15 protein-coding genes and 1 pseudogene are annotated in these 18,745 nt (G+C 71.4%); 10 read left to right on the top strand and 6 right to left on the bottom strand.

Features of this window, described 5'->3' with window-relative positions; all coding sequences use genetic code 11:
* The first annotated feature begins 158 nt into the window (after nt 1-158).
* The 4 genes from ACEZDE_RS03050 (at nt 159) to ACEZDE_RS03035 (ending at nt 4,799) form a co-directional block, all read left to right on the top strand.
* A complete protein-coding gene (locus ACEZDE_RS03050; RefSeq protein WP_380531661.1) occupies nt 159-617 on the top strand; it encodes a DoxX family protein in 459 nt (152 codons plus the stop codon).
* A 203-nt stretch (nt 618-820) separates the two neighbouring features.
* Complete coding sequence (locus tag ACEZDE_RS03045) at nt 821-1,135, top strand: hypothetical protein (RefSeq protein WP_380531659.1); 315 nt, start codon at nt 821-823, stop codon at nt 1,133-1,135.
* A gap of 149 nt (nt 1,136-1,284) precedes the next feature.
* Nucleotides 1,285-2,298 carry a glycosyltransferase 87 family protein gene (locus ACEZDE_RS03040; RefSeq protein WP_380531656.1) on the top strand — a complete coding sequence of 338 codons (1,014 nt, stop codon included), beginning with the start codon at nt 1,285-1,287 and terminating at the stop codon, nt 2,296-2,298.
* 122 nt (nt 2,299-2,420) lie between these two features.
* Nucleotides 2,421-4,799, top strand: a complete 2,379-nt coding sequence (locus ACEZDE_RS03035; RefSeq protein WP_380531654.1) for a ricin-type beta-trefoil lectin domain protein — start codon at nt 2,421-2,423, stop codon at nt 4,797-4,799.
* Between the two features lie 70 nt (nt 4,800-4,869).
* Here the strand turns inward: ACEZDE_RS03035 and ACEZDE_RS03030 are convergent, their stop codons facing one another.
* Entirely contained in the window at nt 4,870-5,574 is a 705-nt protein-coding gene (locus tag ACEZDE_RS03030; RefSeq protein WP_380531651.1) for a hypothetical protein, read from the bottom strand.
* 235 nt (nt 5,575-5,809) lie between these two features.
* Here ACEZDE_RS03030 and ACEZDE_RS03025 point away from each other — a divergent pair, with 235 nt between their 5' ends.
* The 3 genes from ACEZDE_RS03025 to acs all read left to right on the top strand — a co-directional run bounded on the left by ACEZDE_RS03025 (nt 5,810) and on the right by acs (nt 9,825).
* Complete coding sequence (locus tag ACEZDE_RS03025; protein WP_380531649.1) at nt 5,810-6,976, top strand: copper resistance D family protein; 1,167 nt, start codon at nt 5,810-5,812, stop codon at nt 6,974-6,976.
* Between the two features lie 202 nt (nt 6,977-7,178).
* Nucleotides 7,179-7,850, top strand: a complete 672-nt coding sequence (locus ACEZDE_RS03020; RefSeq protein ID WP_380531647.1) for an acetate uptake transporter — start codon at nt 7,179-7,181, stop codon at nt 7,848-7,850.
* Between the two features lie 13 nt (nt 7,851-7,863).
* Nucleotides 7,864-9,825 (top strand): acetate--CoA ligase, encoded by a 1,962-nt coding sequence (gene acs, locus ACEZDE_RS03015; RefSeq protein WP_380531644.1) that lies wholly within the window; start codon nt 7,864-7,866, stop codon nt 9,823-9,825.
* A gap of 85 nt (nt 9,826-9,910) precedes the next feature.
* On the opposite strand, the gene ACEZDE_RS03010 is transcribed toward acs, so the two are convergent.
* Nucleotides 9,911-10,693, bottom strand: coding sequence for an SDR family oxidoreductase (locus ACEZDE_RS03010; protein WP_380531642.1), 783 nt, complete (start codon nt 10,691-10,693; stop codon nt 9,911-9,913).
* Nucleotides 10,694-11,047: 354 nt separating this feature from the next.
* On the opposite strand from ACEZDE_RS03010, the gene ACEZDE_RS03005 reads away from it, so the two are divergent.
* Together ACEZDE_RS03005 and ACEZDE_RS03000 are read left to right on the top strand one after the other, a co-directional pair.
* Complete coding sequence (locus ACEZDE_RS03005; RefSeq protein ID WP_380531640.1) at nt 11,048-13,702, top strand: galactose-binding domain-containing protein; 2,655 nt, start codon at nt 11,048-11,050, stop codon at nt 13,700-13,702.
* 138 nt (nt 13,703-13,840) lie between these two features.
* On the top strand, nt 13,841-14,008 hold the full coding sequence (locus tag ACEZDE_RS03000; RefSeq protein ID WP_380531638.1) for a hypothetical protein: 168 nt from the start codon (nt 13,841-13,843) through the stop codon (nt 14,006-14,008).
* 239 nt (nt 14,009-14,247) lie between these two features.
* Here the strand turns inward: ACEZDE_RS03000 and ACEZDE_RS02995 are convergent, their stop codons facing one another.
* Nucleotides 14,248-14,907: a DUF1707 SHOCT-like domain-containing protein gene (locus tag ACEZDE_RS02995; protein WP_380531635.1), complete on the bottom strand. Its 660-nt coding sequence runs from the start codon at nt 14,905-14,907 to the stop codon at nt 14,248-14,250.
* A 179-nt stretch (nt 14,908-15,086) separates the two neighbouring features.
* On the opposite strand from ACEZDE_RS02995, the gene ACEZDE_RS02990 reads away from it, so the two are divergent.
* On the top strand, nt 15,087-16,103 hold the full coding sequence (locus tag ACEZDE_RS02990) for an alpha/beta hydrolase (protein ID WP_380531632.1): 1,017 nt from the start codon (nt 15,087-15,089) through the stop codon (nt 16,101-16,103).
* Nucleotides 16,104-16,260: 157 nt separating this feature from the next.
* Here ACEZDE_RS02990 and ACEZDE_RS02985 read toward each other — a convergent pair whose 3' ends face one another.
* From ACEZDE_RS02985 to ACEZDE_RS02975, 3 genes and pseudogenes are all read right to left on the bottom strand, one after another.
* Entirely contained in the window at nt 16,261-18,096 is a 1,836-nt protein-coding gene (locus ACEZDE_RS02985) for an adenylyl cyclase (protein ID WP_380531630.1), read from the bottom strand.
* 260 nt (nt 18,097-18,356) lie between these two features.
* Nucleotides 18,357-18,560 carry a hypothetical protein gene (locus ACEZDE_RS02980; protein WP_380531627.1) on the bottom strand — a complete coding sequence of 68 codons (204 nt, stop codon included), beginning with the start codon at nt 18,558-18,560 and terminating at the stop codon, nt 18,357-18,359.
* 19 nt (nt 18,561-18,579) lie between these two features.
* Nucleotides 18,580-18,708 (bottom strand): annotated as a pseudogene (locus ACEZDE_RS02975) (SOS response-associated peptidase); the annotation flags it as partial.
* Between the last annotated feature and the right edge of the window lie 37 nt (nt 18,709-18,745).

Here is an 18,745-nt window from a genome sequence, read left to right as displayed (position 1 = left end):
CCCATCCCGGCACCGCGCAGGCGAACAGGCAGGCACGCCGTTCCCCTTGCGGGCAGTGGCCCGATGGGCGATCTGGCCGTAGCGCAGCAGCAGTACGCCGACGCACCGGTCCGGTGGCCCGTGGGGACCCGCCACGCAGACTCCGACGGAGGACCACCGTGCTGTTCGACAAATTCTGGCCGCATGTCCTTTCCCTGTTCCGCGTCGTCGTAGGGGCGCTGTTCCTGTGCCACGGCGTCGCCACGATCTTCGGGATCATGGGCGGCAACATGGGCTCGGGCCACAGCCTGCAGGCCGGCGTCTGGCCCGGATGGTGGGCCGCGCTGATCCAGCTCATCGGTGGGGCCCTGGTCGTGCTGGGCCTCGGCGCCCGGCCCGCGGCGCTGCTGTGCTCGGGCTCGATGGCCTACGCGTACTTCAGCATCCACCAGGCCAAGGCCCTGCTGCCGATCCAGAACTCCGGGGAACCGGCCGTGATGTTCTGCTGGGCCTTCCTGCTCATCGCCGTCGCCGGGCCGGGCGCCTGGGCCCTGGACGCCCTGCTGACCCGGGACCGGGGCGCCCCCGCCGCGGTGCGGCGGCACGGCGCGGCGGTGCGGGACAACATCCCGGCCTGAGCCGCAGGCCGGCGGTGGCGGTGCCCGCCGCTACCGCCGACCTGTCGCGACCTCTGCCCCGCCGCAACCTCCCCGCCCCCCGCTTGCCCTGCCGCCCCGCCAACACCCCGCCGCGGCCCCTGCCCCGCCGTCACCGCTGACCCGCCGTACGTCCTTCGGGCGGCGTTGGCCCGGGGTTCGCCTGCGGCGGTCACGCTGCTCGGGTGCGGAACCGGAACCGGTGGGTGGGGCTCGCGGGAACGACCGCACTGGCCCTGGGCGGGGCGGACGGCGCGGGCGCGCTGCCGTCGGCCGCGGGCGTCCGGCATCCCTCGATCGGCTTGTTCCTGGCCTACTTCGGCCTGGTGCTGCTGGTGGGGGCGTGGTGGCGGCTCGGCCGGACGGTCCGGTCGGACCGGCCGCCGTCCAGCCGGGAACTGCTGCTGACGCTGGCGGTGTGGGCCGCGCCGCTGCTGCTCGCCACCGGCGGCGGCCTGCTCGCGTTGGTCGCCCTGCTGTGCGTACGTCCGGCCCGGTGAGGCCGCGGGCCCCGTGGCGGGGAGCGCTGCGGCGGCTGGGGGTCCCTCGGTCGGGGGTCCCGAGGCAGGCGGGCGCTAGGAGGCGGCTGGGCGCTCAGCGGCCGGGGGTCCTGGGGCAGGGTGCGCTGCTGGGCTTCACCGTCGTCTTCATGGTCACCGTGCCGTTCTACCGGGGCTGGTTCGACCTGTACGTCTACTACGGGACGATCAACGACTGGGTCCGGCACAGCGGCCAGATCTACGACTACCTGCTGCCCGGCACGCCGTACGGCTTCACCTACCCGCCGTTCGCCGCGCTGTGCATGCTGCCGGATGCGCTGGTGCCGCGCGGGGTCGCGGTGGGTCTGGCGTTCGCGCTGAACACCGCGGCCTCGGTGTACCTGCTGCGGCGGCTGGTTCCCGGCTGGCCCCCGGTCGTCGCGGTGTGCCTGTTCGCGATGCTGGAGCCGGTGCGGGACAGCTTCAGCCTGGGCCAGGTCAATCTGCCGCTGCTGGCGCTGGTGCTGACCGACCTCCGGCCGCACCGGTTCTCCGGGGTCGGCATCGGGCTCGCGGCGGCGGTGAAGCTGACGCCCGCGCTGTTCATCGGCTCCCTGCTGCTGACCCGGCGCCGGCGGGCGGCGGGTACGGCGACCGGGGTCGCCCTCGCCGCCACCGGGGCCGGTTGGCTGCTGGCGCCGGGCCCGTCGCGGCGGTACTGGACGTCCGCGCTGTGGGACACCGGACGCGTCGGCGATCCGGCCTACGTCTCGAACCAGTCGCTGCGCGGGGTGCTGGCCCGGCTCGGCGATCCGGGGCACCCGGTGCTGTGGCCGCTGCTGGTGCTGGCGGTGCTCGCGGTCTGGGCGCACCGGGTGCGCCGGGCGCCGGACCAGCTGACCGCGTTCGCCCTCACCGGCGCGGCGGCCTGCCTGGTCAGCCCGGTGACCTGGGTGCACCATCTGGTCTGGCTGCTCCCGGCACTGGTGCTGGCGCGGTCCGCGGTCGGCCATGTGCTGCTGTGCAGCAGCCTGGTGTGGCTGTGGCGCTTCGACGCCCCCGGGTGGCCGGGCGTGGCGGGCGTGGTGGGCTTCCTGGGCGCGAACGCGTATGTGTGGTTCACCCTCTGGTTGCTGCTGCGGCGTTACCGGGCACGACCATTGACGCCCCATCAGACCCCCTGATGTCCTCCGGCATCCCTTGATCAACAGTGTTGGCTTCTGGTCTTTTGTGGAGAGTATTGACACTTAAATGAACACGACAACACACTGTGGGCCACATCCACGCCACACGAAGGGCGTTGACCATGGCGCGCTTACTCCGACTCACCCCCCTGTGGATTCTGGCGCTGCTGGCCGCCCTGCTGGCGGTCGGCGCCCCCGCGCACGCGGCTGCCGCGGCCACGTCCGTCACCGTGGACGGCACCCAGGGCGGGCGGACCTTCGACGGCATCGGCGCGATCAGCGGCGGCGGTGGCAACTCCCGTCTGCTGGCCGACTATCCGGCGACCCAGCAGAGCCAGATCCTGGACTACCTGTTCAAGCCCGACTACGGCGCGAACCTGCAGCTCCTCAAGGCGGAGATCGGCGGGGACGCCAACTCCACCGACGGCTCCGAGCCGTCGATCGAGCACAGCAAGGGCACGGTCAACTGCAACGCGGGCTACGAGTTCTGGCTGATGCAGCAGGCCAAGGCGCGGAACCCGAACATCAAGCTGTACGGTCTGGCCTGGGCCGCGCCCGGCTGGATCAGCGGTGGATTCTGGTCCACCGACACCATCAACTACCTGATCTCCTGGCTTGGTTGCGCCAAGCAGCACAATCTGACGATTGACTACCTCGGCGGCTGGAACGAGCGCGGACACGACGTCAACTGGTACATCCAGCTGCGCTCGGCGCTGAACGCGGCCGGCTACGGCGCCGTGCAGATCGTCGGTGACGACAGCGGCTGGAGCGTCGCCGACGACATGGCGAGCAACTCCGCCTTCAACAACGCGGTCCAGATCATCGGCGCGCACTACCCCTGCCAGGGCGGCGACGGCGGGAACTCGGACACCTGCTCCAGCACGGCGAACGCCAAGAACAACGGCAAACCGCTGTGGGCCAGCGAGAACGGGTCGCAGGACATGAACAGCGGCGCGCCCGCGCTGATCCGCTCGATCACCCGCGGCTATGTCGACGCCGACATCACCGGCTCGCTCAACTGGCCGCTGGTCGCCGCGATCTACCCCAACCTGCCCTACGCCACCGTCGGCCTGGCCACCGCCGCCTCGCCCTGGTCGGGGAACTACAGCATCGGTGAGAACACCTGGGCCACCGCGCAGGTCACCCAGTTCGCGCAGCCGGGATGGAAGTTCATCGACTCCGGCTCCGGCTACCTCGGCGGCGCCGAGTCCAACGGCAGCTACACCACGCTGAAGTCGCCCAACGGCAAGGACTGGTCCACGGTCCTGGAGACCACCACCGCCACTGCCGCGCAGACTGCGACGTTCACGGTCAAGGGCGGGCTGTCCACCGGCGCGGTGCACGTGTGGGCCACCGACGTGAACGCGCCGAAGGCGGCCACCGACTTCGTCCACACCCAGGACATCACCCCGGTCGGCGGGAGCTTCTCGCTGACCATGCAGCCCGGCTACGTCTACACCGTGACCAGCACCACCGGGCAGGGCAAGGGCACCGCGACCTCGCCCGCGGCCCACCCGCTGGCGCTGCCCTACGCCGACGACTTCGACGCCGACGCCAGCGGCACCGAGGCGACCTACCTGTCCGACATGCAGGGCGCCTACGAGGTGCAGCCCTGCGCGGGTGGCCGTTCCGGGCAGTGCCTGCAGCAGATGGCGCCGGTCAAGCCGATCGAGTGGCAGGACGACTCCGACGCCTACTCGCTGATCGGGGACACCAGTTGGTCCAACTACACGGTCAACTTGGACGTGTTCCTGCGCAGTGCGGGGACGACGGAACTGTTGGGCCGGGCCAATGAGCAGGAGCGCCCGCAGTCGCACATGAACGCCTACTACTTCCGGATCCGCGACACCGGGCAGTGGTGGATCGAGAAGATGTACACCGACGGCTCCAACCACACCCTGGCCACCGGAACCACGACCGCGCTGGGGACCGGCACCTGGCACAAGCTGTCGTTCACCTTCCAGGGCACGCAGATCAGCGCCGCGGTCGACGGGCACACGGTCGGGTCGGTGGCGGACTCCTCGTTCCTGTCCGGGCAGGCCGGGCTCGGCATCCAGGGCTACCGCACCGACCAGTTCGACAACCTCTCGATCACCCCGGGCACCGGCACCGCCCAGCCCCCGGTGGGGCCGGTCACCTCCGGCATCAGCGGCAAGTGCCTGGACGACTACACCGGCTCGTCCGTCTCCGGGACCAAGGCCGACCTGTGGGACTGCAACGGGACCGCGGCGCAGCGCTGGGCCTTCACCGACGGCACGCTGCAGACGGCGGGCAAGTGCCTGGACATCACCGGGGCCGGCAGCGCCAACGGCACCCTGGCCGAGCTGTGGGACTGCAACGGCGGAGCCAACCAGCAGTGGGAGCCGGAGAACGGCGCCCTGGTGAACCCCGGCACCGGCAAGTGCCTGGACGACCCGGCGTTCAGCAGCACCAACGGCACCCAGCTCGACATCTGGACCTGTGACGGCGGAGCCAACCAGCAGTGGACGCTGCCGTCCTGACGGACTGTCTGTTTCTGACGGGTTGTCTGTTCGTTCGCCGAAACCCTAGCCGTGAGCCCGGCCGCCGGGCTCACGGCTCGTCGCGGGGTGGGAAGCCGCCGATCGCCCCCTCGGCCCGGCCGGTCAGCCCCGGCCGGGCGGCCCGGCGGCTGGCCGCCTGCTCCTTGCGCTGACCCGCAGGGTAGAAGCGGCGGAACCACCACGATCCGGGGCGGGCCAGCCGCAGCGCGACCACCAGCGAGGCGAACGGCACCAGGATCCCGGCCAGGGCGAACCAGTACCGCCCCTTGAGCGCCGCCACCAGCGAGGTCGCGGCGTGCAGCAACAGCACCCCGACGAAGAACCAGATCCCCTCGCCCTGTTGCCGGGACAGCGGGTTGGCCGCGACCAGTCCGACCGTGCCCAGCCCGGCGACGCCGACCACCGCGTCGACCGACTGGCGCCCCTCCTGCTCCCAGTACACGTCGGTCAGGTGCAGCCACAGCGCGAACTCGTCCAGCGTCAACGCTGCTCCGGCGCTGAACACGCCCGCCAGCGCGTTGCGCGCGGCGCCGTGCGGGGCGAGGACGAACTCCAGCGGGGCGCTGGCCAGCATGATGAAGATCCCCGGTACCAGGTGGTGCACATGCACGCCGTCGACCTGCACGTCGCCGAACGGGCCGCGGCCGGACCGGATCAGGCGCACCACCAGCCGGGTCACGCCGAAGGTGGCGATGAAGGACAGCAGCATCACCAGCAGGGTGACCCGGCCACTGTCCGCGGCGAGCTGCTCCATTGCGCCATTACTACCGCACCGGGGCGGTCGCCGGGCGGCACCACGCCCGGGGAGTGCGGGGGCGGTATTGACCATTGTGGGTTAGGTATGGCTAACCTAAGTTCCTGTTGCTTCACGTGCCCCCGTATCTGCGAGGAAGGCCACACCCGTGCCCCTGCCGTTGCTGTCCCCTGCCCTGCCGCAGCTCGCGGCTGATGCGCCGTCGACACCGTTGGGTCCGTTCGCGGACAGTGCTGTGGCGTGGACCACCTGGGTCACCCTGATGGGCTTCGTCGGACTGGCCGCCCTGGCGCTGCTGGTCGCCGGGCCCGCGGCGGCCCGCACCGTGCCCGGGGCGATAGCCGCGATCACCTCGCGGCTGGCCCTGGTCGCGGTCGTGGTCGGCGTCCTCGCGGTCCCCGCCGTGCTCACCGACCTGGCCCACGGCGCGTCGCAGAGCGGGGGCTACGACTACTCGGCGGCCTGGAACTCGCTCTACGACGGCAGCAACGACGGCCGCCTGTCCGGCCTCGAAGTCACCTTCTCCCTGGTCGGCGCCGCGCTGCTGGCGCCGCTGACGCTGCGTACGGTCGCGGCGGGCCGAGCCCGGCGCTGGCTGCTCGGGGCCGGTCTGGCCGCGGGCACGGTCGCGCTCGGCAGCACCAGGTTCCCCGACAAGACGCCCGACAACTGGGGCCGCACCGTCTTCGAGACGCTGATGTGGATGCTGCACCTGATCGGCGGCGGCGTCTGGCTCGGCGGGCTGGCCGGGCTGGTGGTCATCGCCGCGCTCGGCGCGGTCCCCGCCGCCGAGCGCGGCGCGTTCTGGTCGGCCGCCATCCGCCGCTTCTCGGTCTGCGCCATGAGCTGCGTCGCCGCCATCGCGCTGTCCGGCCTGTTCCTCTACTGGGAGCACGTCGACGGGCCGACCCAGCTGGTCACCACCATGTACGGGCGGGTGCTCGGGGTGAAGATCCTGATCTTCGGCGGGCTGCTGGTGCTGGGCGTGTTCAACCAGTTCTGGCTGCACCCGCGGATCGACGCCCTGCGCGCCGCGGGCGACCAGCGCCCGCTGGCCACCGTGCTGCTGCGGCGGTTCCCGGTTGTGGTCGCGGTGGAGGTGCTGCTCGGGCTCGCGGTGCTGTTCGTCGCCCCGTTCCTGCACGGCTCGGCCCGCAACCAGGCCTACCAGGCCGACCTGGCCAAGCACTCGGCTTCTGCCACCGTGGACGCGAAGCAGCTGCCCAAGCTGGCGCCGAAGACGGCCGGCGGCTCCACCTGGGCCTGGGGCACCGTCGAGACGATCGCGGTGATCGCGGTCATGGCCGGCGGCTACCGGCTCTCTGGCCGACTGGCCGGTCGTCGGGCGGCGGCCGCCGCCGGTGTGCCGGCCGCGGACCCGGGCGATCTCGTCGGAGCCTGAGCCCCCGCGGCGGGAGGCCTGGGCCCCGGGTCGGAGCCCGGTCTTCCGGCCGCGATCGGTTGTCGTGTCCGCGGGGTGTCCGTTCGCGTGGTACCGCGCGTAGTCTCGGATTTGGTGGATTTTGTGGTGACGCCCGTCACCATTCGACGCGGCGTCGCCCGTCTTTGCCTCTTCATCCGTTCTCGATCGGAAGGACCCGATCATGAGCAGCGAAATCCCCGCCGAGACCCCCGCGGCTGCCGAAGTCCCGCCCCCGACCCCGGTAGCCGCAACCGCCACCGCCGCCTCCGCAGCGGCCCCCGCCGCGTCCTCCGCCGACCCCGCGCCGCTCGGACTGGCCGGGTTCGCGGTGACCACGCTGATGCTGTCCTTCATCAACACCCACATCATCAAGGAGGACGGCGCGATCATCGTGGTGCTGGGCCTCGCCGCGTTCTACGGAGGCATCGCCCAGTTCGCGGCGGGCCTGTTCGAGTTCCGCCGCGGCAACACCTTCGGCGCCACGGCGTTCGCCTCCTACGGCGCGTTCTGGCTCAGCTACTGGTGGATTGTCACCCACCTGAACGCCGCCAGCGGCGACGTGCACCAGGCGCTCGGGCTGTTCCTGCTGCTCTGGGCGGTCTTCACGGCCTATATGGCGGTCGCCTCGCTGCGCGTCTCCAGCGCCGTCCTGGCCGTGTTCGTGCTGCTGACGCTGACCTTCGTGTTCCTGGCCATCGGCAGCTTCCAGAACGGCATGCCGGCTCCGGACGCGATGACCAAGGTCGGCGGCTGGCTCGGCATCGCCACCGGCGTCGCCGCCCTGTACGCCTCCGCCGCGACCGTGGTCAACGCCACGCACCGGCGGAGCCTGCTCCCGACCGGCCCGCGCTGAGAAGGCGGTAGCCGTGTCCGAGGAGACCCTGTCGAACCTGCTGAACGAGACCCGCCGGTTCCCGCCGCCCGCCGAGCTGGCCGCCACCGCCAACGTGACCGAGGAGGCCTACCGGCAGGCGGCAGCCGACCGGCTCGGCTTCTGGGCCGAGCAGGCCGCGCGGCTGCACTGGGAGCAGCCCTGGGACGAGGTGCTCGACTGGTCCGACCGCCCGTTCGCCCGCTGGTTCACCGGCGGCAGGCTGAACGTGGCCTACAACTGCGTGGACCGGCACGTCGAGGCCGGACACGGCGAGCAGATCGCGATCCACTTCGAGGGCGAGCCCGGCGACAGCCGCTCGGTCAGCTACGCCGAGCTGCAGCGCGAGGTCTGCCGGGCGGCCAACGCGCTGACCGAGCTGGGCGTCGTCGCCGGGGACCGGGTCGCCATCTACATGCCGATGATCCCGGAGACCGTGGTCGCCATGCTGGCCTGCGCCCGGATCGGCGCCCCGCACTCGGTGGTCTTCGCCGCCTTCTCCGCCGCCGCGCTGCGCTCGCGCATCGACGACGCCGAGGCGAAGGTGCTGATCACCGCGGACGGCTACCACCGCCGCGGCACGGTGGTCGACCTCAAGCCGCAGGCGGACGAGGCGGTGGACGGCGCCGAGTCGATCGAGAAGGTCCTGGTGGTGCGCCGCACCGGCCAGCAGGTGCCGTGGCAGGACGGCCGCGACCTGTGGTGGCACGAGCTGACGGACCGTCAGTCCGACCAGCACACCGCGGAGGCCTTCGACTCCGAGCACCCGCTGTTCATCCTCTACACCTCCGGCACCACCGGGAGGCCCAAGGGCATCCTGCACACCACCGGCGGCTACCTGACCCAGGTCTCCTACACCCACCACGCCGTGTTCGACCTCAAGCCGGACACCGACGTCTACTGGTGCACGGCCGACGTGGGCTGGGTGACCGGCCACTCGTACATCGTCTACGGCCCGCTCAGCAACCGGGCCACCCAGGTGCTCTACGAGGGGACCCCGGACACCCCGGACCGGGGCCGGTTCTGGCACAACGTGGCCAAGTACAAGGTGTCGATCCTCTACACCGCGCCCACCGCGATCCGCACGTTCATGAAGTGGGGCGGGGACATCCCGGCCAAGTCGGACCTGTCGTCGCTGCGGATCCTGGGCAGCGTCGGCGAGCCGATCAACCCCGAGGCCTGGATCTGGTACCGGGAGCACATCGGCGGCGGGCGCTGCCCGATCGTGGACACCTGGTGGCAGACCGAGACCGGGGCGATGATGATCGCGCCGCTGCCCGGCGTGGCCGCGACCAAGCCGGGCTCGGCGATGCGTCCGCTGCCGGGGATCTCGGCCCAGGTGGTGACCAACGCGGGCGTGCCGGTCCCGGACGGCGGCGGCGGACTGCTGGTGCTGGACCAGCCCTGGCCGTCCATGCTGCGCGGGGTCTGGGGCGACCCGGAGCGCTTCCGCGACACCTACTGGTCCCGCTTCCCGGAGCAGGGCTACTACTTCGCCGGCGACGGGGCGAAGAAGGACGCGGACGGCGACCTGTGGCTGCTGGGCCGGGTCGACGACATCATGCTGGTCTCCGGCCACAACATCTCCACCACGGAGGTGGAGTCCGCGCTGGTCTCCCATCCCGCGGTGGCGGAGGCGGCGGTGGTCGGCGCGAAGGACGAGACGACCGGCCAGCGGATCGTGTCCTTCGTGATCCTGCGCGGCGGACGGGAGGAGGACCCGGGCCTCGACGCCGAACTCAAGGCGCACGTCACCAAGGAGATCGGGCCGATCGCCAGGCCCCGGCAGATCCAGTTCGTCGCGGAGCTGCCGAAGACCAGGTCCGGCAAGATCATGCGTCGGCTGCTGAAGGACGTGGCCGAGGAGCGGTCGCTGGGCGACACCACCACGCTCACCGACGCCTCGGTGATGGACCTGATCGCCGCCAAACTCCCGCACGCGGCGGAGGACGCGTAGCGGGGCGCTGGACAGGGCGGGGCGGTCACGGCGGAGTTCGCCGGGGCCGCCCCCGTCCGGTTCTGTGGAGGCGCCCCGCAGGGGGTCAGTGCCGTGGGGCGACGCGTCGGCCGCCGTCGACCAGCAGGTCGGTGCCGGTGACCCAGGCGGCGGCGGGGGAGAGCAGCCAGAGCACCGCCTCGGCGATGTCCTCCGGCTCGCCGAGGCGTCGTAGCGGGGTGGCGGCGGCCAACCGGGGTTCGGTCGACTCCCAGTAGTGGCGCGCGAGTTCGGTGCGGACCAGGCCGGGGGAGACCGAGTTGACCCGTACCCCGGGGGCGAGTTCGGCGGCCAGGTGCCGGGTGAGCTGCAGCAGCGCGGCCTTGCTGGTCTCGTAGGCGGCCAACCGGGGCCCCGCGCCGTGGACCCCCTCGGTGACGATGTTCACCACCGCGCCGCCGTGCTCCCGCATCCACGCCTGCCAGGCGCCGCGGACCAGGGCGAGCGGGCCGTGCACATTCACGGCGAACGTTTCCAGCCAGACCGCCGGATCGCCGTCGACGGCCGGGGCCAGCGGCTGGTTGGCCCCGGCGTTGTTCACCACGAGGTCGACCCCGCCGAACAGTTCCAGGCAGGCGCCGACCCAGTCGGCGGTGTCGGCGGGGCTGCCCGCGGAGCCGGTGCGGCCCTCGACCCGGCCATGGCGTCGGCCGTCGGTCGGTTCTGCGTGCTTCGCCCGCAGCCGTTGGACGGCGTCCGCGACGCCGGCGGCGTCCCTGGCGGTCAGCAGCACGTCCGCACCGGCCGTCAACAACCCGTCGGCGACTGCGAGTCCGATTCCCCGGGAGCCGCCGGTGACGATCGCCGCGTGTCCGTCCAGTCGTCGCATGGCCACAGGGTGGGCCGCCGTCCGCGAGAAGGGAAGCCCAGGCGGGCCGGGGGGAGGCCGGGAGCCGGTCGGTTCCGGTTCCCGCATCCGTGCGCGAAGGCTTGACAGGCTCGTAACAGAGCCGTAGAAATCAGCTGCTAGAGAGCGCTCTCTAAATCGCACGGAAGAGCCAACCGGCTTGCCCAGTAAGCGTGTTGTGGCAGATCAGGTGCCGCAACTTTGCGCTGCGCGCCGCCGGAACCGAGAGAGCGCGATCCGCGCTGAAGGGAAGGCAACGTGTCCTTCATACCCCGTCAGGGCCGACAAGTCGGCCGCCGAAAAGCCGCGTTGAGGGGCCGTTCGATCCTGGCCACGGTGGCACTCCTCGCCGGATGCCTGACCGGCGCGGTCGCCGCGACGGTGGTCACCGCGCCGGCGGCGATGGCCGACACCGTGCCGGCCGCGCCCGCGGGCTGGAACACCGTCTTCGGGGACGACTTCGCCGGGGCCGCGGGCTCGGCGCCGTCGTCCTCGAACTGGTTCTACGACATCGGCAGCGGCTACGGGACCGGAGAGATCGAGCAGACCACCAACTCGACCAACAACTCCTACCTGGACGGCAACGGCCACCTGGTCCTCAAGGCGATCAACAACGGCGGGACCTGGACCTCCGCGCGGCTGGAGAGCACGAGGGACGACTTCCAGGCCCCGGCCGGCGGCGAGTTGGAGATGACCGCCTCGATCCAGCAGCCGAACCCGGCCAACGGCCTCGGCTACTGGCCCGCGTTCTGGGCGCTCGGCGCCCCGATGCGGACCGGCGGCGGCTGGCCCACCTCCGGTGAGATCGACATGATGGAGGACGTCAACGGCTCCAACCAGGCCTCGCAGACCCTGCACGACTCGGCGAACAGCCCCGGGCACGCGCTGATCGCCTGTCCCGGTGCGGGCTCCAGCTGCCAGACCGGATACCACACCTACTCGGTGATCGTCGACCGCACCAACACCAGCGCCGAGACGATGCAGTTCCTGATGGACGGCACGGTCGAGACCACCATCACCGAGGCCTCGGTCGGCACGACCGCCTGGCAGCAGGCCGTCGACCACGGGTTCTTCATCATCTGGGACCTGGCCATGGGCGGCAACTACCCGGACGGGATCTACGGTTCGCCGACCCCGACCGCGGCCACCAGTTCGGGCGCGTCGATGAGCGTGGCCTATGTGGCGGTGTACGAGAAGGGTGGCAACTCCACCCCCACCGGCACGGCCACCGCGACCGGCACAGTCAAGGGCATCAACGGGCTGTGCCTCGCCAACCAGAACTCCCTGAACACCGAGGGCAACCCGATCAACGTGAGCGCCTGCGACGGCAGTGCGGGCCAGCAGTGGTCCCCGTACTCCGACGGCACCCTCCGCGGTCAGGGCGGCTGCCTCGACGTGGTGAGCGCCGGGACGACCAGCGGGACCAACGTCGACTGGTACGCCTGCAACGCCACCGCCGCGCAGGGCTGGACCCATCAGGCCAACGGCGAGCTGGTGAACCCGAGTTCGGGTCTGTGCCTGACCGACCCGGGCGGCAACACCGGCAGTCGGCTGGACATCGAGACCTGCACCGGCTCGGCCCAGCAGCTGTGGACCCTGCCCAGCGGGGGCGGTGGTGGTGGGAACACGGTCACGGTGACCGGTCCCGGCAACCAGAGTTCGACGGTGGGTTCGGCGGCGAGCCTGCAGGTGAAGGCGAGTGACTCGGCGTCAGGTCAGACCTTGAGCTACAGCGCGACCGGTCTGCCCGCTGGGTTGTCGATCAATGCGGCGACCGGGTTGGTCTCGGGCACGCCGACGGCGGCGGGCACGTCCAACGTCACCGTCAAGGCGACGGACGGCACCGGTGCTTCCGGTACTGCGGCGTTCAGTTGGACGGTGGCCGCCGCGGGCGGCGGCGGTTGCGGCACGACCGACGTCGCGCTCAACAAGACCGCGACCGCCTCGTCCACCGAGAACGCGGGCACCCCGGCGAGTGCGGCGGTGGACGGTGACACCAACGGCACCAGGTGGTCGAGTGCGTTCTCGGACCCGCAGTGGTTGCAGGTGGACCTCGGTTCGACGCAGTCGATCTGCAAGGTGGTGCTGTACTGGGAGACGGCGTATGCCACGGCCTTCCAGCTGCAGACCTCCAACGACGGGACCAACTGGACCACGATCTACTCCACCACGACGGGCACGGGCGGCACGCAGACCCTCAACGTCACCGGCAGCGGGCGCTACCTGCGCATGAACGGCACCGCCCGAGCCACCCAGTACGGCTACTCCCTCTGGGAACTCCAGGCCTTCGCGGGCACGGGCGGTGGTGGTGGCGGGAACACGGTCACGGTGACCGGTCCCGGCAACCAGAGTTCGACGGTGGGTTCGGCAGCGAGCCTGCAGGTGAAGGCGAGTGACTCGGCGTCAGGCCAGACCTTGAGCTACAGCGCGACCGGGTTGCCTGCCGGGTTGTCGATCAATGCGGCGACCGGGTTGGTCTCGGGCACGCCGACGGCGGCGGGCACGTCCAACGTCACTGTCAAGGCCACCGACGGTACCGGTGCTTCCGGGACCGCCGCCTTCACCTGGACCGTGACCGCGGCAGGCGGCGGTTGCGGTAGCACCGACCTCGCGCTGAACAAGACCGCGACCGCGTCCTCGCAGGAGAACATCGCCTTCCCGGCGAGTGCGGCGGTGGACGGTGACACCACGGGCACCAGGTGGTCGAGTGCGTTCTCGGACCCGCAGTGGTTGCAGGTGGACCTCGGGTCGACGCAGTCGATCTGCAAGGTGGTGCTGTACTGGGAGACCGCTTATGCCACGGCCTTCCAGCTGCAGACCTCCAATGACGGGACCAACTGGACCACGATCTACTCCACCACGACGGGCACGGGCGGCACGCAGACCCTCAACGTCACCGGCAGCGGGCGCTACCTGCGCATGAACGGCACCGCCCGAGCCACCCAGTACGGCTACTCCCTCTGGGAACTCCAGGCCTTCGGCAGCAGCTGATCCCGACCCGTACAGCGCATCGCACCTCGTCCATCGCACACCGGCAGGGCCGCGGCACTCCCGCGGCCCTGCCTTTGGCTGGGGCATCACCTTCGCTGGCAGATCGAGTCCGATCCGGACCACTGCAGCGAGGTCGAGGTGCGCTTCGTCGCGGAAGCGCCGGGGCGGACTCGCGTCGAGCTCGAACACCGCCGGATCGACCGGCACGGCCCCGGCTGGCAGTCCCTCAGGGACGGCGTGGCGGGGGACCAGGGCTGGCCGCTGTACCTGGCCCGCTACGGCGCGCTCTTTCCCGAGGTGAGTTGAATGGCTCCGACGGCCTCAACCGCTCCGATCGCCGTGAGCACCGAGGTGAACCGCCCCGCGGAACGGGTGTTCGCCTACGCCACCGGCCCGGCCCGGCCCGGCCCGACCCGGCTCGGCCCGCAAGGAGATGCCCGCCAACCTGGCCACACTCAAAGCCCACCTGGAATCCGAGCCGGGCTAGCTCCCGACTGGGGCCGCCATCGCCTGTCCGTTCTTCACGGCCCGTGGCGGGCGGGTACCTACAGGTGCCTGGGCTTCCGGAGCAGCCACTGGCCGGGTGACCGTCGGGGGCGGCGGACCACGACGCGGCCGAAGGTCTTCTTGCCGGTCAGTTCGACGCGGAGGGTGACCGGGGTGTCGGGGTTCGGCGGGTGGTGGATCCTGACCTTGCTGAAGGCCAGGTTCAGGGCGTCGGCGTCGACCACGATGCCCGGAGCGGTGATCAGGGTCAGGTTCTTGCCGTGCATCTCCATGTCGATCCGCAGGGTGTCCTGGGTGATCACCGCCTGGGTGAAGTCGAGCGTCACCTCGCAGAACTCCGTTGCCAGTTCCAGTCGCCGGGGCACCGCCCAGCGTCCCGCGCGTTCGACCGGGCTGAACCTCTGGTCGATCCGGAGCACGTCCTTGACCTCCCCGAGCACCGCGCCGCCGGAGGCGGAGACGGGCGGCAGGTCGGCGGTGAGCGCGGTCAGTTCACTGAGCGTCCGGGCGGCCAGGGCGGCCTCCACCCGCTCGTCCAGTTCGACCGCGGTCAGCCGGCCGTCGCCCGCTCCGACCCGCAGGACGTCGACCACCCGGTCCCGGTCCGCGTGAGAGGCCCGCAGCTCGGGGTGGGGTGAGCCGCCGTCAAAGCGCTTCCCGTCAGGGCGCTTCTCGGGGAGCGAACTGTCTCCGGGCATGGTCCCGTCCGTCCTGGTCGTGTGGGGAGGTCCTCGCGCGAGGTGTCGGGGACACGGCCGCGCGGTAAGAACTAACGCTATATCGCGTTGTGGAGTGCCGCCAAGCCTGATGGGGGGAATCATGGAACCGTGTGATGGGATCACAGCGCACGCCGAGACGTCTGACGAGAGGGAGCGGAATGGCTGAGCAGCCCGCCTGCATCGACACCGACTGGCAGCCGGACATCCTCGGCGACGGCTACCGTCGGCGGGAGATCGAGCTGGGCGCCGACCCGGACCGGGAGGGCGCGGTCGCCGCCGTGCTGGTGCGGCGTGAGGTCCGCGCGGACGAGGTGGCCCGGGGCGCCGTCCTCTATGTGCACGGGTTCTCCGACTACTTCTTCCAGACCGGGCTGGCCGACGCCTTCGCCCGCCGCGGCCTGCCGTTCTACGCCCTGGACCTGCGCAAGTCGGGCCGGGCCCTGCGTCCGGGGCAGACCGCGCACTACGTCTCGGACCTCGCTCTGTGCGACGTCGAGCTCGAACGCGCGCTGGAGATCGTCGCCGAGGCCCATCCCGGGCTACCGGTGACCCTGGTCGCGCACTCCACCGGCGGCCTGATCGTCCCGCTGTGGCTGGACCGCCGCCGGGCCGCGGGGCGGGTCGCGCCGGTCGCCGGCCTGGTGCTCAACAGCCCGTGGTTCGACCTGCAGGGCAAGCCGGTGCAGCGCGGAGCGGCGACCCAGGCGCTGCGCCTGCTGGCGCGGGCGCTGCCGAACCGGGCGCTGAAGCTGCCGCCGAGCGTCTACGGGGAGACCCTGCACACCAGCGGCACCGGAGAGTGGGACTTCGACCTCCGGCTGAAGCCGTTGGCGGGCTTCCCGGTCACCGTCGGCTGGCTCAACGCGGTGCGGCGCGGACACGCCCGACTGCACCGGGGCCTGGACGTCGGCGTCCCGTCGCTGGTGCTGCGCTCCGACCGCACCCACTTCTCGACCCGGTACTCGGAACTGAGCGACCGCGCCGACACCGTGCTGGACGTCGCCCAGATCGCCCGGTGGGCCGGCTGCCTGGGCGGGGAGACCACCGTCGTCCCGATCGAGGGAGCACGCCACGACGTGTTCCTGTCCCTGGCCGAGCCGCGTGAGCAGGCGTACGCGGCCCTGGGCGGCTGGCTCGACCGGCACGGCCTTCCGCCGGTCGCGGCGGGGGACTGAGCACGGACGGGCCGACACCCGCCGATGCCCAGCCGACACCCCTGAGACCCCCGACACCCCTGAGACCCCCGACACCCCTGACACCCCTGACACCCGCCGGGCCTACCGGCGGGTGTCAGGTTGCGGAGCGTCACGTGTCAGGTGGCGAGGCCGTCGCTCAGACGCTGCCGACCCCGTCGGAGTAGCCCGTCATGTTGTAGGTGCCGAAGCCGTTCTGCACCGGGTCGCCGCTGTTGTTGATGCAGTGCAGGATGCCTCCGCCACCGGGCCCGTTGAGGCAGACGGTCATCAGGTCGGTGAAGACCACGCCGGGGGTGTCCGGGACCTCGTAGGCCCGGTCGGTGTAGATGTCGGCGTTGAGGTCGAAGAAGCAGTAGCTGCCCAGCCCCCAGGCCTGGTGGTGGCGGACCGAGTCGGCGACCTTGTAGGCGGCGTAGCCGTTGGTGCCGCCGTGGACCCAGGCGGACTGGGTGGGGACGTCGTAGGGGTGCTCGTTCTGGAAGAAGTAGGTGCGGCCGTGGTCGCCGTTCCAGAGCACCTCGTACTTCTGGTAGTGCTCGACGGCGAGGCCGTAGGCGGTCACCCGGTCGCCGTTGACCAGGAAGCCGGTGTCGGCCGGGTTGACCGACCAGCCGACGGTGCCGTCGTTGCCGTGGTCGGCGCGCCACAGCCAGAGGTTGTCGCAGACCACGTCGTTGCTGTCGAGCTGGACGCTGACGGTCGCGCCGCCGGCCAGCGCGCCGCCGATCCGGGCGTAGACGTCGTAGAGCACGGTGGGGTTCCCGCTGTGGCTGGTCCGGCTGCGGCCGTGGCCGACCCGGAGCAGCACCGGGGAGTGCGCCGAGGCGGCCTCCAGCAGCACTCCGGCCACCGAGACGCCGCCGACGTCGGCCACCTCGATCAGTGAATTGCCGTGCGTGGCCTGGAGAGTGGTCAGTCCCAGGCCGAGCACGACGGTGCCGGGGCGGTTCACCCGCAGGGCGGAGGAGAGGGCGTAGACGCCGGGGGTGAACAGCAGGTGCTGACCCCGGGCCAGGGCCGCGTTGATGGTGTTGGCGGAGTCGCCGGGCTTGGCCACGTGGAAGCGGTCCAGCGGAATGCTCTGTCCCGCGGTCCGGCCGGAGGCCCAGCTGGTCCCGGCGGAGTCGCGGCGGAGCGCGGGGACGAAGACCCGGTAGGAGCCGTGGGCGTCCACGGTGAGGAACGGCTTCTCCCGGACGGTCGGGGTCCGGTCGGCCACCGTCCAGGCCGGGTTGGGGAAGTGCTGGGCCGGAGCGCCCTTGGTGCCGACGAAGACCATGTTCCAGTTGGAGCCGGTCCAGCTGCCGAAGGCGTCGTTGCGGGACAGCCACTGCTGCTGCGAACCCGAGTCGACCTGGCCGTCCACCACGCTGTCGGCCAGGAACCCGCCGCTGGACCACTGGTTGCCGGGCGGGCTGGGCCACAGCGTCATGTCGCCCTTGACGTGGGTCCGGCGCATCGGTCCCGCCTGGGCCACCGCCCAGCGCTCCAGGCCGTCCGGCGGGACGATGCACAGGTTCTCGGCGGTGCGCCAGAAGTTCTGGGTGCCGTTGCCCTGCAACCACTGGGCGTCGACCGTGACATGACCGTTGATCACGACGTCGTCGGGGCTGTCGCCGAGCCCGAGCACATGGGTGTAGAAGCCGACGTTGACGTCCACGTTGTAGGTGCCGGGCTTGAAGGCCAGGGCGTAGCGCTCGGTGCCGAACTGGTTGGACTGCTGGGTGGTGAACACCGCGTCGACCTGGGCCTGGATCGCGGCGTCACCCATCGAGGGGTCGAACACCAGCACGTTCGGGCCCAGCAGGCTGGAGTGGCAGGGGTCGCCGGGATGGCCGTGGGCCGGGGCACCGGACCCGTGGTCGGGCGAGGAGGCGAAGGCCGACCCGGCGGAGAGCGGGCCGACCAGGGGCAGCGCGGCGGCGACGGCTGCGCCGCGCAGCAGGGTACGGCGGTTGGGTGTGACGGACATGGCTCTCCCTGGAGTGGTGGGTGGGGGAGGGTGGTGCGGCTGTCCACGAGCGCGAGAGAGCGCTCTCGCAGGGAAGTGAAGCAGGTGGGTTGTACAGCGTCAATAGAGTCAAGGGAAACGCGAGAGCCAAGGGAAACGCGAGAGCCAAGGGAAACGCGGTGCGGGCCCCTCGCGGCAGGGCGCGGGCCCCCTCACGGCAGGGCACGTGTCCCTTGCGGCTGGCCGAGGGCCGTGCTGTCGATCCGTCAGCTGACGAACAGTCACGGAGTGCGGTCGGACGGCTGCTTGGCGGTGTCGGCCTCGATGCTGATCTTCTGGAGCTTCTGGCCGAACGACACCGTCGCGCTCACGACGGTGCTGCCGTCGGCTCCGGCCCGCATCGCGTCCTGGACCCAGGCCGCGACCTCGTCCAGGGTGAGGAACTCGCCTTTGTCTGCCGCGATCTCAAGCCTGCGCTTCGCCATGGACGTCAGTATCCCAGGCCTACTCGGCGAGCGGGGGCGCGTCCTTCAGCAACTCGGGGCCGTTGTTCCGGACGCTGTTGACCGCGGTGCTGACGGGGCGTGCGGTGAGGTGTCCGGCGGCGGGCTGCCCGAGCAGCGCGCGGAGGTCAGGGCCGGGCTCCTTCCCGAGCCCATCGGCGAGCGCC

It is taken from the genome of Streptacidiphilus cavernicola, assembly GCF_042510955.1.
In the GTDB taxonomy this organism is placed as follows: Bacteria; Actinomycetota; Actinomycetes; order Streptomycetales; family Streptomycetaceae; genus Streptacidiphilus; species Streptacidiphilus cavernicola.
Note: the sequence above shows the minus strand (reverse complement) of the source record. Positions and strands in the feature narration are given on the sequence as shown.

What these genes read in the sequence shown, in the direction of transcription:
- ACEZDE_RS03040 (WP_380531656.1), top strand. Translation starts at nt 1,285, where the DNA reads ATGGTCACCGTGCCGTTCTACCGGGGCTGGTTCGACCTGTACGTCTAC.
- ACEZDE_RS03035 (WP_380531654.1), top strand. Translation starts at nt 2,421, where the DNA reads ATGGCGCGCTTACTCCGACTCACCCCCCTGTGGATTCTGGCGCTGCTG.
- ACEZDE_RS03030 (WP_380531651.1), bottom strand. Translation starts at nt 5,574, where the DNA reads ATGGAGCAGCTCGCCGCGGACAGTGGCCGGGTCACCCTGCTGGTGATG.
- ACEZDE_RS03020 (WP_380531647.1), top strand. Translation starts at nt 7,179, where the DNA reads ATGAGCAGCGAAATCCCCGCCGAGACCCCCGCGGCTGCCGAAGTCCCG.
- ACEZDE_RS03010 (WP_380531642.1), bottom strand. Translation starts at nt 10,693, where the DNA reads ATGCGACGACTGGACGGACACGCGGCGATCGTCACCGGCGGCTCCCGG.
- ACEZDE_RS02995 (WP_380531635.1), bottom strand. Translation starts at nt 14,907, where the DNA reads ATGCCCGGAGACAGTTCGCTCCCCGAGAAGCGCCCTGACGGGAAGCGC.
- ACEZDE_RS02990 (WP_380531632.1), top strand. Translation starts at nt 15,087, where the DNA reads ATGGCTGAGCAGCCCGCCTGCATCGACACCGACTGGCAGCCGGACATC.
- ACEZDE_RS02985 (WP_380531630.1), bottom strand. Translation starts at nt 18,096, where the DNA reads ATGTCCGTCACACCCAACCGCCGTACCCTGCTGCGCGGCGCAGCCGTC.
- ACEZDE_RS02980 (WP_380531627.1), bottom strand. Translation starts at nt 18,560, where the DNA reads ATGGCGAAGCGCAGGCTTGAGATCGCGGCAGACAAAGGCGAGTTCCTC.